The sequence below is a fragment of the Dechloromonas denitrificans genome, assembly GCF_020510665.1.
Lineage (GTDB): Bacteria > Pseudomonadota > Gammaproteobacteria > Burkholderiales > Rhodocyclaceae > Azonexus > Azonexus denitrificans_B.
In genome coordinates, this window is sequence record NZ_CP075187.1 from 1,668,075 (window position 1) to 1,681,254 (window position 13,180).

The following is a 13,180-nucleotide window of genomic DNA, read 5'->3' on the forward strand; positions in this document are numbered from 1 at the left end:
TAAAATAACGGGCTGAATTGATTTGGAGTCGAGCATGACAATGAAGCAAGTACTCTGCGCAACAGCTGTCGGGATGGTGCTGTGCGCCCAGCCGGCATCGGCCGAAGTGCCGGCCGGGATGGTCAAGACGGCCAACGGCACCGTCAATATCGAGCGTTCAGGCCAGAAGCTGGCCGCAGCAGTAGGCACGCCGGTGTATCAATCGGATCGCTTGCGTACCGGTGGCGATGGTTCGGTCGGGGTAACCTTGCGCGACCAGACCATTCTTTCGGCAGGGCCAAACTCGTTGGTCGCGGTCGATAAATTCAATTTTGACAACACGACGCAGGCTGGCGCGATCTCCATCCTGATCCGTAAAGGGACCTTGCTTGTGGCCTCTGGCCGGATAGCCAAGCAGACACCGGAGTCGGTCGATTTCCATACGCCGACTTCAGTGCTGGGTGTGCGCGGTACGGAATTCGTCATCGAGGTTGATGGGAGTGACGATGAATAAGATTCTTGTGCCGATGTGCCTGGTGAGTCTGCTGCTGGCGGCGTGCACCAGCGAACGAGTGGTCTTGTTGCCGTCTGCCGACGGCCGCCCGAGTGCGGTGGTCGTGCGTGATGCCAAGGGTGAGTTGTTGCTCAATGAGCCTTATGCCGGGACTTATCGCCGGGGTGGAAGCAATGACAGCTATCGCTCGACGCCTGAAGAGGTCCAGGAGCGCTTTGGGGCCGCACTGGCCGCCCAGCCGATCCGTCCGAGCAGCTACCTGCTTTATTTTCAGCAAGGCGGCAATGTCCTGACCCCTGAGTCACAGGCAGATTTTGTCCGTGTCCGTCAGGAAATTGCCGAGCGTCCTGCGGTTGAGGTGATGGTCATCGGCCACACCGATCGTGTCGGCAGCCTGCAGGCCAATGACAGTCTGTCGGCCAAGCGGGCGGAGGCCGTGCGCGGCATGTTGATCGAGGCCGGCGTTCCTGCCGAGAAACTCGAAGCCATCGGGCGAGGCGAGCGCGATCCGCTGGTTGCAACGGAAGATGAAGTGGCCGAAGCCAAAAACCGGCGCGTTGAAATCAGCGTTCGCTGAGCGGTCGACCGTGCCAGCGTAAGAGCATCAGCGTCAGGTCATCCGCTGCCGGTTGGCCTGACTCGAATGCTCGGACGCTGTCACGTAGCTGGCCGGCAAGCTCGACAAGATCGCGCTCGCTTGCTGCCAGCAATTGTTCTTCGAGACGTTGGCTGCCGAACATCGTCGAGCCGTTGTCAGCTTCGGTAATACCATCGGTGAACAGACAGAGTAAATCGTCGGCTTCCAATCGGGTACGGGCTGACTCGAATGGATAGTCACCGAGCGCGCAGAGCGGCGGGCCGCCCTGTTCGGCGGTGTCAAGCCGTGAAATGCATCCCCGGCGGACAAGCAGCGGCGCGTCGTGGCCGGCGCTGACATAGTCCAGCCAACCGGATTCGACATCCAGAACAGCCATGAATGAAGTGACGAAAAGGTATTCCGGGTTGGCTCTGCTCAGCTCGGTTTCAAGATGCCGCACGGCCTCGGCCAGCGATGTGCCCTGACGTGTCAATGTGCCGGTCAGTGTTTTTGAAATGGCCATAAACAGGCTGGCAGGCACCCCCTTGCCGGATACGTCGCCGATCACCAGGCAAAGATGCTGCGGATCGAGCATGAAACAGTCGTAGTAATCTCCACCGACGGCGCGAGCCGGCTCAAGCAGGGCAGCAATCGAAAAACGTGGCTCGTTGCCAAAGAGACGCTGCGGATCGGGCAGCAAACCCATCTGGATACGTCGTGCGGCATCCAGTTCGCCATTGATTCTGGCTGCTTCCTCACGACTGGCCTGTAACTGGCGTGCGTTGTCGCGACGCTGTGCGTCGGCCGTGATCAGGGTGTTGCTCAGCAGCGAGGTGAATACCGGGCTGAGCATCAGGGCTAGCGTCGGGCCATCGAACAGCCATTGACCCGTGAAGAAAGCGAGATAACCGGCACCGATGATCAGGCCGCCCAATCCGGCAAAGCTGAAAATGGCATAGCGAGGCTTGAGTGCCGGGACCGCCAGGATCAGGAAAATTCCGCCGAGCAGCAAGGCGATCAGTTCCAGTTTTTCCATCCAGAAGGGACGTTGCAGTGCCGAGCCGCTGAGCAAGCTCTCGATGACCTGCGCGTGAATGTCGATGCCCGGCAAACTGTCGCCCAGCGGGGTCATGATGCGATCCTGCAGGCCGGTGGTATTGAAGCCGATGATCACGAAACGCGACTGGAAAAACTCGGGGGAGTATTTGCCGGCCAGAACGTCGGCCGCCGAAAGGTAGTAATTCGAATTGGCCCGCCCATAGTGCAACAACAGCTCGCCGTTGCTTTGAGTCGGCAGGCGGTAACTGCCAAGCGCGATTGCCGTCATGCCATGCCGGTCAAACTCCACGATGGGCGAACTGTCCTCGCCGAGTGCCTGCCTGACCATTTCCAGCGGCAGGGAGAACAAGGGATGATCGCCGACCATGGCCAGTGCCGGTACGCGCCGGACAATGCCGCGTTCGTTTTCCTGGTGAAGCCTGTCCGGGCCGCTATTGATCAAGCCGACGCCGCCGGCCGCGGCTTCAAGCGCGGAAAGGCTGCTCAAGGCGCTTTCATAGTGGCTCAGTTCGACGCGAGTTTTTTCGTCCAGCGCAGGCATCGCGGGGTATTTTCCGGGCAGGCGGGCGCCGGGTAGTGGATTGTTCAATCCGGCCAGTGCTAGGACGGTTGGTGTTTTTCCTTTGATTGCCTCAGCCAGCAATTGGTCCGGTTTTGGCAGCCGGTTCAAGGATTCACGATTCAGATGGGGCATTCTGGCGGCGAGAATGTCCGGGCTGTAACGATCGCGCTCGGCAAAGATGATATCCAGGCCGATAGCCAGCGGCTGGCTGGCTTGTATCGTGGTGACCAGTTGCGCCATCAGGTCGCGCGGCCAGGGCCACTGGCCGTATTGGTGCAGGCTGTTGCTATCGATACCGACGACAATGACCGGTTCGTCGAGTCGCGGTCGCGGCATCTGGCGCTGGTAGCGGTCAAACTGGGCATTGCGCAGACTGGCGAGGGGTGTCTGGTCGATCTGAACCAGTGCCAGGCTGGCCAGCGCCAGGAAAACCAGGGGCAGGGCTCGGCCACGACCGGCCCGGATCAAGGCAAGAATGATCCGGGTGGCCTTGCTCACAAGTCGATGGTCAGGCCATCGTAGGCCGAGATGACTTCGAGAACCGCGTTGCCGCCCCGGGTTATTTCTTCCAGGCGACGCGTTTCTGCCAGCAAGCGACTGAGCTGCTTGTCGTCATTGACCGGTTCGTGGTGAAAGAGGGCGAGCCGACGTGCCGCCGCCGCCTGGCACAGCTCGACACCGATCACGTTGCTTGAATGTCCCCAGTCCGATTTGACCGAGACAGCTTCTGCCAGTGAATACATGGCATCAAAAATCACCAGGTCGGCCTTGGCAAAGAAGTGGACAAAGGCTTCGTATTCAGCGACATCGTCGAGCTTGTGCTCCGAGTCGGTCGAATAAACCACGCTGCGTTTGTCGCTTTCGAAGCGGTAGCCGAATGATTTTCCGGCATGGAGTTGCTGCTTGGCGGTGACCTTCATCCCGGCAATTTGATAAGTCTGGCCGGGTGTCATGATATCGAATTCGATGCTGGCGCCGGCTTGCGAGTAGTCGACCGGGAAGCAAGGCGTGCGCATCTGCAGGCGTATGGCGTCTTCGAGCTGATGGTGGCAGCCATGAACGATGATGCGGTTGCCCGGAATGTACATCGGGGCAAAGAACGGAAAGCCCATCAGGTGATCCCAGTGCAGATGGGACATGAAGATATGGTAGGTCTGCGGCTGGTTGACGCCGAACTGGGCGATCCTGGCGTTGCCCAGCGGGCGGGCACCGCTGCCCATGTCACAAATGACATGCTCCGGGCTGTTGCCGATGATTTCGACGCACGAGGAATTGCCGCCGAATGTACTGTTCGTCGCAAAAGGCAGTGTGTCTACGAAGCTGGCCAATGCTGCCGGTGTCTTGAAATTCTTGCCATTGGCGGCGGTGAGTGCGGCGATGATTTTTTCACGAATGTCGCGGCTTGACAGCGATACGGGCAAAGAGCCGCGTGTTCCCCAGAAAGTGACTTTTTTCATGAGCCCATGACTTTGCAGGCCAGTTCGATGTTGGGATAGCAAGGCATGATCAGGTTGAAGCGGCTGATCGAGAAAACTTCCTGAACCAGGGGTTGCAGGCAGGCAATGGCGAAAACGCCTCCTTGTATCTTGGCGCGGCGCGAGGCCAGCATCAGGGCGCGCAAGCCGGCGCTGCTGACATAGTCGACCGCCGAGAAATCAAGCAATACGCCGGGTTTGCCCGGCATGCATTGTTCCAGGAAGGGATTGAGCGATGTCGCGAACGTTTCGCTGCCAACGTGGTCAATACGGCCGCTGATGGCGAGGATCAATACACCGGATTGCTCGCGGGTTGGAAAAATCATTGTTTCTTGGAGATGTTGTGACTTGTCGTGTGATTATGCCATGCCCTGAGGGCTGGCGGGCTCGGGTAAAATAGCGCATGGATTCGACTCATTCTGTTTCACGCCCGCTGTTTGGCCATCGTAAATTCTGGGCCCAGCGTTTTGGCCCGGCCCCCTTTCTTCCCATGTCCCGCAAGGAGATGGATGCTTTAGGCTGGGATTCCTGCGACATTATTCTGGTGTCCGGCGATGCCTACATCGATCACCCAAGTTTCGGCATGGCCCTGATTGGTCGCCTGCTTGAGGCGCAGGGGTTTCGCGTCGGCATCATTTGCCAGCCAGACTGGAATTCCGCGGTCGACTTCAAAAAGCTCGGCAAACCCAATCTGTTTTACGGGGTGACCGCCGGCAATATGGACTCGATGGTCAATCGCTACACGGCTGACCGCAAGATTCGCTCCGATGACGCTTACACACCGAACGGCGAGCCGAACAAACGGCCCGACCGGGCGGTGACGGTCTATGCCCAGCGTTGCCGCGAGGCTTTTCCCGGCTGCAACGTGATCGTTGGTTCGATCGAGGCCAGTTTGCGGCGCATTGCCCATTTTGATTATTGGTCCGACAAGGTTCGTCGTTCGGTGTTGCCGGACTCCAAGGCGGACATGCTTTTCTTCGGCAACGCCGAGCGGGCCATCGTCGAATTGGCGCATCGCCTGGCCAAAGGCGAGAAGATCGGTGACATCCGTGACCTGCGCGGGACGGCATTCATGGTGCCGTCCGGCTGGCTGCCTTCCAGTGACTGGGAGGCCATGGACTCAAGCTCGGTCGATACGCCGGGGCCGCTGATCAGTCATCCCGATCCGTATGCCATGGAAACCGGCCAGAACGGCACGTCGACCGCAGCAACAAAGCCCGGCGAGCAAGCCGTGCGCATTGTGTCGCGCGAAGAGCGTCTGGCGGGGCGTCGCGAGCGTCGGGCGCATACCGTGATCCGCCTGCCATCCTACGAGCAGGTCAAAGACGATCCGGTGCTCTATGCCCATGCCTCGCGCACCTTCCACCTTGAATCGAACCCCGGCAATGCACGCGCCCTGGTCCAGGCGCATGGTGAGCGCGACGTCTGGCTGAATCAGCCGCCGATCCCGCTGACCACCGAAGAACTTGACGGTGTCTATGAATTACCCTATGCCCGTCGGCCGCACCCAGCTTACGGCGAGGCAAAGATCCCGGCCTGGGAAATGATCCGCTTCTCGGTCAACATCATGCGTGGCTGTTTTGGCGGTTGCACTTTCTGTTCGATTACCGAGCACGAAGGGCGCATCATCCAGAGTCGGTCGGAGGATTCTGTCATCCGGGAAATCGAGGAAATGCGCGACAAGACGCCCGGTTTCACGGGGATTGTTTCCGACCTCGGCGGCCCGACGGCCAATATGTTCCACCTCAAGTGCAAGGACGAAAAGATCGAGTCGGCCTGCCGCCGCTTGTCCTGTGTCTATCCGGACATCTGCGAGAACATGGGAACCGATCACAGCAAGTTGATCTCCCTGTATCGCAAGGCGCGAGCCCTGAAAGGCGTCAAGAAGGTGCTGATCGGCTCCGGGCTGCGCTACGACCTTGCCGTTCGTTCTCCCGAATACATCAAGGAGCTGGTTACGCACCACGTTGGCGGCTATCTCAAGATTGCACCGGAGCACACTGAAGAGCGCCCCTTGTCCAAAATGATGAAGCCGGGCATTGGCTCCTACGATCGCTTCAAGCAACTGTTCGATCGCTTCTCGCGCGAGGCTGGCAAGGAGCAGTACCTGATTCCGTATTTCATCGCGGCCCATCCGGGAACAGAGGATGAAGACATGCTCAACCTGGCGCTCTGGCTCAAGAAGAACAACTTCCGGCTCGACCAGGTGCAGACCTTCATTCCGACGCCGATGGCAATGGCGACAACCATGTACCACAGCGAGCGTAATCCGCTGCGCAAGGTCAATCGTGCCAGCGAAATTGTCGGTACGGTACGCAATGGCCGTCAGCGCAAATTGCACAAGGCCTTCCTGCGTTACCACGACCCTGCCAACTGGCCGCTATTGCGTGAGGCACTCAAGGAAATGGGGCGTGCCGACCTGATCGGCAACGGCAAGAAGCATCTGATTCCAGCCTGGCAACCGGCCGGTACCGTGGGCAAGTGCGGCAGTGGTGCCGTCGCTTCGAGTGGTTTGCGCAAACCGACGCCGCCCAAACGCGGCGAGCCGCAGCGTCCCGGACGTCCGGCACTGGCTGCAGCCCGTAACTTGCCGGCCCGCAAGCCAAAGGTGCGTTAACGACGCAATGCTGCGGTCGACCGCAGCATTGCGTAAAAAACCGCCAGCGGTAATGATGTTGGGATTATTTGAATTATTGAGAGCAGGATGATGGATCACAGCACGACAACTTACGAGAAAATTGGCGGCGATGCCGCCGTTGCACTGCTTTGCGACCGTTTTTACGAATTCATGGCTAGCGTGCCGCAATTCAGCGAATTGCGTTCCATGCATCCGGAAGACCTGAAAGGATCGCGCGACAAGCTTTATATGTTCCTTTCCGGCTGGTTCGGCGGCCCTGATCTGTTCGTCGAAAAGTTTGGTCACCCCCGTCTGCGCGGTCGTCACATGCCTTTTGCCATCGGCGTCAAGGAACGCGATCAGTGGGTTGCCTGCATGGTGCTGGCCATGGAATCGGTTGGTATTGAAGAAAGTATTCGGGCCAAGCTGCTGGAAAATTTCTTCAATACTGCTGATTTCATGCGTAATAAAGAAGGATAAAAGCTGCTTGGGGATGTTGCGTTGCAGCATGGGGTGATAGAATCTCGCCTTTGATTTTTCAGGCCTTCCCATGTCCGCTCGTCCGATTCGCAACATCGCCATCATTGCTCACGTTGACCACGGTAAAACTACCCTGGTTGACCAGCTTCTCCGTCAGTCCGGTACTTTTGCCGCTCACCAGCAGCTGGTCGAGTGCGTCATGGACTCCAACGACCTGGAAAAAGAACGTGGCATCACGATTCTTTCCAAGAACACTGCGGTCGAGTACGAAGGTGTGCACATCAATATCGTCGACACCCCGGGTCACGCGGACTTCGGCGGTGAAGTCGAGCGCGTGCTGGGCATGGTCGATGGCGTGGTGCTGCTGGTCGATGCCGCTGAAGGCCCGATGCCGCAAACCCGCTTCGTGACCAAGAAGGCACTGGCCCTCGGTCTGCGTCCGATCGTGCTGGTTAACAAGGTTGACCGTGATGGCGCCGATCCTGACCAGGCCGTCAATCTGACTTTCGACCTGTTCGACAAGCTGGGTGCCACCGACGAGCAGCTCGATTTCCCGATTGTGTACGCTTCCGGCCTGAACGGCTGGGCTGCGATGGAACTCGACCAGCCGCGTGAAAACATGAAGCCGCTGTTCGACACCATCCTGCGCCATGTGCCGGCGCCGGATACCGATATCGAAGCTCCGCTGCAACTCCAGATCACCGCCCTCGATTACTCCTCCTACGTCGGTCGCATCGGCGTCGGCAAGATCAATCGCGGCAAGGTCAAGACCGGCCAGAACGTACTGGTCATGTTCGGTACCGAAGAAGAAGCCGCCGAACACGAGCGCACCCCGATCAAGGCCAAGATTGGCCAGGTCTTCGGCTACAAGGGCCTGAACAAGATCGAGCTCGACGAAGGCCACGCCGGCGACATCGTCCAGATCACCGGCATCGAAGACCTCGTGCTGGGTTGTACCGTGACGGATCCGGAGCAACCGGAATCGCTGCCGCTGCTCAAGATCGACGAGCCGACGCTGTCCATGCAGTTCATGGTTAACACCAGCCCGCTGGCCGGCACCGAAGGCAAGTTCGTGACCAGCCGCCAGATCCGCGATCGTCTGCATAAAGAACTGCTGACCAATATGGCGCTGCGCGTGCATGACACGGGCAACGGCGACGTCTTCGACGTTTCCGGTCGTGGCGAACTGCACCTCGGCATCCTGCTCGAAAACATGCGTCGCGAAGGCTATGAACTGGCAGTCGGTCGTCCGCGCGTCGTCAAGAAGACGATCAATGGCGTCGAATGCGAACCGTATGAGCTGCTGACGGTGGACGTCGAAGAAGACACCCAGGGTGGCGTCATGGAAAGCCTGGGCATGCGCAAGGGCGATCTGACGGACATGGTGCCGGATGGTCGTGGTCGCGTTCGTATCGAATACCGTATCCCGGCCCGTGGCCTGATCGGCTTCCAGGGCGAGTTCATGAACCTGACCCGTGGTAACGGCCTGATGAGCCACGTGTTCGACGAATATGCCCCGATCAAGGATGGTAATGTTGCCGAGCGTCGCAATGGCGTGCTGATCTCCCAGGACAACGGCGAAGCCGTCGCCTATGCGCTGTGGAAGCTGCAGGATCGCGGCCGCATGTTCGTCGTGCCGGGCGACAAGCTGTACGAAGGCATGATCATCGGTATCCACAGCCGTGAAAACGACCTCGTTGTGAATCCGATCAAGGGCAAGCAGCTGACCAACGTTCGTGCCTCCGGTACTGACGAAGCCGTCCGCCTGGTGCCGGCCGTTCAGCTGAGCCTGGAAGCCGCCGTCGAGTTCATCGAGGAAGATGAACTGGTCGAACTGACGCCGAAGTCGATTCGTCTGCGCAAGCGTTACCTGACCGAAATCGAACGCAAGCGTGCTGTGCGCGGTCTGTAAAAAGCAATGAAACTCTGCCAGCCCTGTCTTAACTGGGTAAGGCAACACGAAAAGGCGACCCGATGGGTCGCTTTTTTGTTGCTGCTGGTTTTGTGTCTGGTGGTGCTGGGGGCTGCGCTACCTGTCTTGCCTGCCCAACCGGGGGATTGTGGTTTGTACCGCTGAGCCTAGATGGCTTGGCTCGTGCTGCGGTCAACCAGGAATTTTTCGGCAAATTCATGGGCCGGTAGCGGGCGGCTGATCAGGTAGCCCTGAATGACATCGCATTCCAGTGCCTGCAAGTGGCGCTGCTGGGGTAGGGTTTCGACCCCTTCGGCGATCACTCTGAATGACAGGCTTTTGGCCATGGCGATGATGGCCCGAACGAGGGGCTCGCTGCCGATCGATCCATCGTCAAGTATCAGGTTGTTGATGAAGGATCGATCGATCTTCAGGGTGCCGATCGGTAACCGTTGAAGGTATGAGAGCGATGAGTAGCCTGTGCCAAAATCGTCCAGCGCAATTGCGATCCCGGCGTTGCGCAGTTGGAGCAGTTCCTCGATGCTGCCGCCATCGGCATCGAGCAGTACGGATTCGGTAACTTCGACTTCGAGCGCCGAGCAAGGCAGGCCGGCTTGTTCGAGCTTGCCGAGAATGAAGCGCGAGACGGAGGGGCGCCAAAACTGCCGAGGTGAAAGATTGATCGCAATCGGCGGGATTTCCCCAAAACGATGGTGCCATTCGGCAATTTGCGCAATGGCCCGCTCGATGACCCATTCTCCGATGGGAATGATCAACCCGCATTCCTCGGCGACCGGAATGAAGTGATCCGGCGGTATCTGGGCTTCGCCATCGTGCCAGCGAATCAGTGCTTCGGCACCAATCAGCTTGCCGCTGTGCGCGTCAACCTGGGGCTGGAAATGCAGGTCGAGCTGCCCTTCGTGCAGGGCGCGGCGCAGCCTGGTTTCAAGTGACATCCGGAAAGTGACGCGTTGATTCATCATCGGCGTGTGTGCCCGGATGGCATTCCCGCCGGCGGCCTTGGCTTCGTACATGGCCGTATCGGCATGGCGGAGCAAGCTTTCACCATCGCCGGCATCTTCGGGGAAAAGACTGATCCCGATGCTCGCGCTGGTGAAGAAATCATTTTCACCACCGCTGAGTGGTGCTGTGATCAGCTCTTTGAGGAGAATGGCAGTGTCGACCGCGACATGCGCATCGGCGATCGGGTTGATCAGGACAATGAACTCGTCACCGCCTTGGCGGTACAACTCGCAACCTTCGGGCATTTCGCTGCGCAGGCGTTGAGCAACCAGTTGAAGCAATTGGTCGCCAGCTCGGTGCCCGAGAGTGTCATTGATATTTTTAAAGCGGTCGAGATCAATAAACAGGACTGCCAGGCGGTGATTTTCCGTTTTGGCGTGGCGAATGGCTTCCTGGAGTTGCTCGGCAAAAAGCAGGCGGTTGGGCAGGCCGGTCAGCACATCGTGCTGGGCAAGAAACTCCATTTCCTCCTGGTGCTGCCGTCTTTCGGTAATGTCGGTAACCGAGCCAACCATCTGGTACGCCTTGTCATGGCGATCACGAACGGCAAGGCCGCGCGATGCGATCCAGCGGTACAGGCCGCTGCTTGACATGACCCGGTACTCACAATAGAAGTATTCGCTTTCACCTTTCAGGTGTCGGGCAACAGCAGCGTTGTAGTTTGCGATGTCGTCAGGGTGAACCAGTCTCAACCAGGCGTGGGTATCGGGCAGGAAATCCTCCTGATAACCGAGAATCTCCAGCAGGCGCGTTCCGACGTGGAGTTTTTTCGAGATCGGATTCCATTCCCAGAATCCGTCGTGAGCCGCCAGCATGGCCATGTTGTAAGCCCGCTGAATGGACTGGAAGTGCCGTTTTTCACTGTAGGCCAGCCAGCTTAGTCCGCCGAGTGTTGCCAGCATCAGGAGGCTGGCCGGCATGCCCGGAGTAATGAAAATCGCTACGAGGCTGGCCAGCGTTGCTGCAATCAGGACCAGCGTTTGGGGGCGGCGATTTCCTGGGCTACTTTGCAGCGACGATATCCAGCCGTGGCGTAAGCGTGGCATCAGCAGACCGGTTCCGTCAGCCGCCGGTCATGGACATGAAGCGGACGACTTGCGGCGAATTCATTTGTTGCGAGAAGTCGTGACCGTATGGCTTTATGCCCATGCTTTCAACAATTGCCTGGCGCAAGGCGTCATTGCTTTTCTCCGTGCGCAGCAGTGGCAGCAGCTGGCTGGCATCATTCTGCCCGAGGCAAGGGTAAAGCTCTCCCTTGGCGGTGATCCTGACGCGATTGCAGGTGTCACAAAAATTGTGGCTGTGCGGCGAAATGAAACCAATGCGCGACTCCGAGCCTGCGACACGCCAGTAGCGGGCCGGGCCGCCGGAGGATTCGGTCGATGGAATGAGCGCAAAGCGCTCGCTCAGGATTTTTCGCGCCTCTTCGGATGAGATGTAGGTGTTTTCCCGACCGTGAATGTCGCCGAGTGGCATTTCCTCGATGAATGAAATATCAAGTTCGTGGTCGATAGCGAATTGCACCAGATCATTGAATTCGTCATCGTTGGTGCCGCGCATCATCACAGTATTGAGTTTTGTTCGTTGAAACCCGGCTGCCTGGGCTGCCTCAATGCCGCTGAGTACCTTACCGATATCGCCAATCCGGGTGATTGCCTTGAAGCGGTCAGCACGCAGTGTGTCCAGGCTGATATTGAGTCGTTTGACCCCCGCATTGCGGAGTGGCGTGGCGAAACGCTCCAGTTGGGAGCCGTTAGTGGTCAGGACAAGATTTTCGAGGCCGGGCAGGGCGCCCAGCTTTTCGATCAGCCACATCGCATCCTTGCGAACCAGTGGCTCTCCCCCGGTCAAGCGTACCTTGCTGACACCCAGCTCAACGAAAGTCGATGCAACGCGCAGGCATTCCTCCAGGCTCATGACTTCATTGCGCGGCAGGAAGGTCATTTCTTCTGCCATGCAATACGTACAACGAAAATCGCAGCGGTCTGTGATTGATAGCCGGATGTAGGTGATATGCCGGCCGTACTTGTCCACCAGCGTTCCAGGCGCGTGTTTAAGTTCGCCAAAATTTACGGCTGGTTTGAATTCGGCCAATCCGGCAGGTGATGATTCCGGCCTCAGTGTTTCGTTGTGCATGGCTTGCAGTGGTTTGTTTAGCGGCCCAGAATGTCGGAGCCCGGCCAGTAGTGTCGGACTCTGGATTATCGATTTTCAAATGCCAACAGACAAGTGGAGACATCAAAAATGCAAAAGTTCATTTTTCCTCTAATGCTGGGCGCCAGCGGCTTGCTGGCCGGGTGTCACGGGGGGTTGGTCAGTAGTGCTCCGCTACGCGCCGAAGCTGTGTTGAACGCAACACAAGGCAATACCGTTTCGGGCGTTGTTTCGTTTACGCAGGCCGGGGACAAGATTCGAGTTGTGGCTGAAGTGCAGGGTTTGTCGCCTGGGATGCATGGTTTCCATATTCACGATAAAGGTGATTGCAGCGCGCCGGACGGCACAAGCGCTGGCGGTCACTTCAATCCAGCCGGGCGTTCGCACGGCAATCCGGATCATGCGGAACATCATGCGGGAGATATGCCGCAACTTGTTGCCGGGGCGAATGGTACGGCTCGCCTGACAGCTTATCTCGATGGTGTGCTTATTGCCGAGGGGGCTTCCGGGATTATCGGACGGGGGGTTATTGTCCATGCGGCACCGGATGATTTTAAAACTCAACCCACCGGTAACTCCGGTGCGCGCCAAGCTTGCGGGGTAGTGCTTGCCCGTTAAGAATCAATTGGCGTTGCTTTGATGTAATGCCAATGTCTTTTATTTTGCCAATGAAAAAGGCCAGCACTTTCGTGCTGGCCTTTATAATACTGGCTCCCCGACCTGGGCTCGAACCAGGGACCTACGGATTAACAGTCCGGCGCTCTACCGACTGAGCTATCGAGGAACAGAAGGTGCGCATTATAGGGGCAAGATTGCTGCTCGTCAAAT

11 protein-coding genes and 1 tRNA gene are annotated in these 13,180 nt (G+C 58.2%); 6 read left to right on the forward strand and 6 right to left on the reverse strand.

All coding sequences use genetic code 11. The features are described from left to right. The first annotated feature begins 34 nt into the window (after window positions 1–34). Together KI614_RS07740 and KI614_RS07745 are read left to right on the forward strand one after the other, a co-directional pair. On the forward strand, window positions 35–493 hold the full coding sequence (locus tag KI614_RS07740) for a FecR domain-containing protein (protein ID WP_226409080.1): 459 nt from the start codon (window positions 35–37) through the stop codon (window positions 491–493). Next, window positions 486–1,070: an OmpA family protein gene (locus KI614_RS07745; RefSeq protein ID WP_226409082.1), complete on the forward strand. Its 585-nt coding sequence runs from the start codon at window positions 486–488 to the stop codon at window positions 1,068–1,070. The genes KI614_RS07740 and KI614_RS07745 overlap by 8 nt, the downstream gene beginning before the upstream one ends. Here the strand turns inward: KI614_RS07745 and KI614_RS07750 are convergent. Genes KI614_RS07750 through KI614_RS07760 form a run of 3 tightly spaced genes read right to left on the reverse strand, consistent with a single transcriptional unit; the run spans window position 1,057 to window position 4,492 of the window. Further along, window positions 1,057–3,189 (reverse strand): CHASE2 domain-containing protein, encoded by a 2,133-nt coding sequence (locus KI614_RS07750; protein ID WP_226409084.1) that lies wholly within the window; start codon window positions 3,187–3,189, stop codon window positions 1,057–1,059. The genes KI614_RS07745 and KI614_RS07750 overlap by 14 nt on opposite strands. Next, window positions 3,186–4,148, reverse strand: a complete 963-nt coding sequence (locus tag KI614_RS07755; protein WP_226409086.1) for an MBL fold metallo-hydrolase — start codon at window positions 4,146–4,148, stop codon at window positions 3,186–3,188. The genes KI614_RS07750 and KI614_RS07755 overlap by 4 nt, the downstream gene beginning before the upstream one ends. Further along, window positions 4,145–4,492 (reverse strand): STAS domain-containing protein, encoded by a 348-nt coding sequence (locus KI614_RS07760; protein ID WP_226409088.1) that lies wholly within the window; start codon window positions 4,490–4,492, stop codon window positions 4,145–4,147. Before KI614_RS07760 ends, KI614_RS07755 begins: the two co-directional genes overlap by 4 nt. 164 nt (window positions 4,493–4,656) lie before the next feature. On the opposite strand from KI614_RS07760, the gene KI614_RS07765 reads away from it, so the two are divergent. The 3 genes from KI614_RS07765 (at window position 4,657) to typA (ending at window position 9,175) form a co-directional block, all read left to right on the forward strand. Further along, a complete protein-coding gene (locus tag KI614_RS07765) occupies window positions 4,657–6,783 on the forward strand; it encodes a YgiQ family radical SAM protein (protein ID WP_226409275.1) in 2,127 nt (708 codons plus the stop codon). Window positions 6,784–6,873: 90 nt separating this feature from the next. Continuing rightward, window positions 6,874–7,263: a group II truncated hemoglobin gene (locus KI614_RS07770; protein ID WP_226409277.1), complete on the forward strand. Its 390-nt coding sequence runs from the start codon at window positions 6,874–6,876 to the stop codon at window positions 7,261–7,263. 70 nt (window positions 7,264–7,333) lie between these two features. Beyond that, complete coding sequence (gene typA / locus KI614_RS07775) at window positions 7,334–9,175, forward strand: translational GTPase TypA (protein ID WP_226409090.1); 1,842 nt, start codon at window positions 7,334–7,336, stop codon at window positions 9,173–9,175. A gap of 167 nt (window positions 9,176–9,342) precedes the next feature. Here typA and KI614_RS07780 read toward each other — a convergent pair whose 3' ends face one another. Next, window positions 9,343–11,244 carry a putative bifunctional diguanylate cyclase/phosphodiesterase gene (locus KI614_RS07780; protein ID WP_226409092.1) on the reverse strand — a complete coding sequence of 634 codons (1,902 nt, stop codon included), beginning with the start codon at window positions 11,242–11,244 and terminating at the stop codon, window positions 9,343–9,345. A 16-nt stretch (window positions 11,245–11,260) separates the two neighbouring features. Next, the gene (gene moaA, locus KI614_RS07785; protein WP_413464182.1) at window positions 11,261–12,334 is read right to left on the reverse strand and encodes a GTP 3',8-cyclase MoaA; all 1,074 of its coding nucleotides are present in this window, start codon (window positions 12,332–12,334) and stop codon (window positions 11,261–11,263) included. Between the two features lie 108 nt (window positions 12,335–12,442). Between moaA and KI614_RS07790 the strand changes: the two genes are divergently transcribed. Beyond that, a complete protein-coding gene (locus tag KI614_RS07790; protein WP_226409098.1) occupies window positions 12,443–12,970 on the forward strand; it encodes a superoxide dismutase family protein in 528 nt (175 codons plus the stop codon). A gap of 90 nt (window positions 12,971–13,060) precedes the next feature. On the opposite strand, the gene KI614_RS07795 is transcribed toward KI614_RS07790, so the two are convergent. Further along, a tRNA-Asn gene (locus tag KI614_RS07795) sits at window positions 13,061–13,136 on the reverse strand. Between the last annotated feature and the right edge of the window lie 44 nt (window positions 13,137–13,180).

What these genes read in the sequence shown, in the direction of transcription:
- typA (WP_226409090.1), top strand. Translation starts at nt 7,334, where the DNA reads ATGTCCGCTCGTCCGATTCGCAACATCGCCATCATTGCTCACGTTGAC.
- KI614_RS07790 (WP_226409098.1), top strand. Translation starts at nt 12,443, where the DNA reads ATGCAAAAGTTCATTTTTCCTCTAATGCTGGGCGCCAGCGGCTTGCTG.
- KI614_RS07755 (WP_226409086.1), bottom strand. Translation starts at nt 4,148, where the DNA reads ATGAAAAAAGTCACTTTCTGGGGAACACGCGGCTCTTTGCCCGTATCG.
- KI614_RS07780 (WP_226409092.1), bottom strand. Translation starts at nt 11,244, where the DNA reads ATGCCACGCTTACGCCACGGCTGGATATCGTCGCTGCAAAGTAGCCCA.
- KI614_RS07745 (WP_226409082.1), top strand. Translation starts at nt 486, where the DNA reads ATGAATAAGATTCTTGTGCCGATGTGCCTGGTGAGTCTGCTGCTGGCG.
- KI614_RS07765 (WP_226409275.1), top strand. Translation starts at nt 4,657, where the DNA reads ATGTCCCGCAAGGAGATGGATGCTTTAGGCTGGGATTCCTGCGACATT.
- KI614_RS07770 (WP_226409277.1), top strand. Translation starts at nt 6,874, where the DNA reads ATGGATCACAGCACGACAACTTACGAGAAAATTGGCGGCGATGCCGCC.
- KI614_RS07740 (WP_226409080.1), top strand. Translation starts at nt 35, where the DNA reads ATGACAATGAAGCAAGTACTCTGCGCAACAGCTGTCGGGATGGTGCTG.
- KI614_RS07760 (WP_226409088.1), bottom strand. Translation starts at nt 4,492, where the DNA reads ATGATTTTTCCAACCCGCGAGCAATCCGGTGTATTGATCCTCGCCATC.
- moaA (WP_413464182.1), bottom strand. Translation starts at nt 12,334, where the DNA reads ATGCACAACGAAACACTGAGGCCGGAATCATCACCTGCCGGATTGGCC.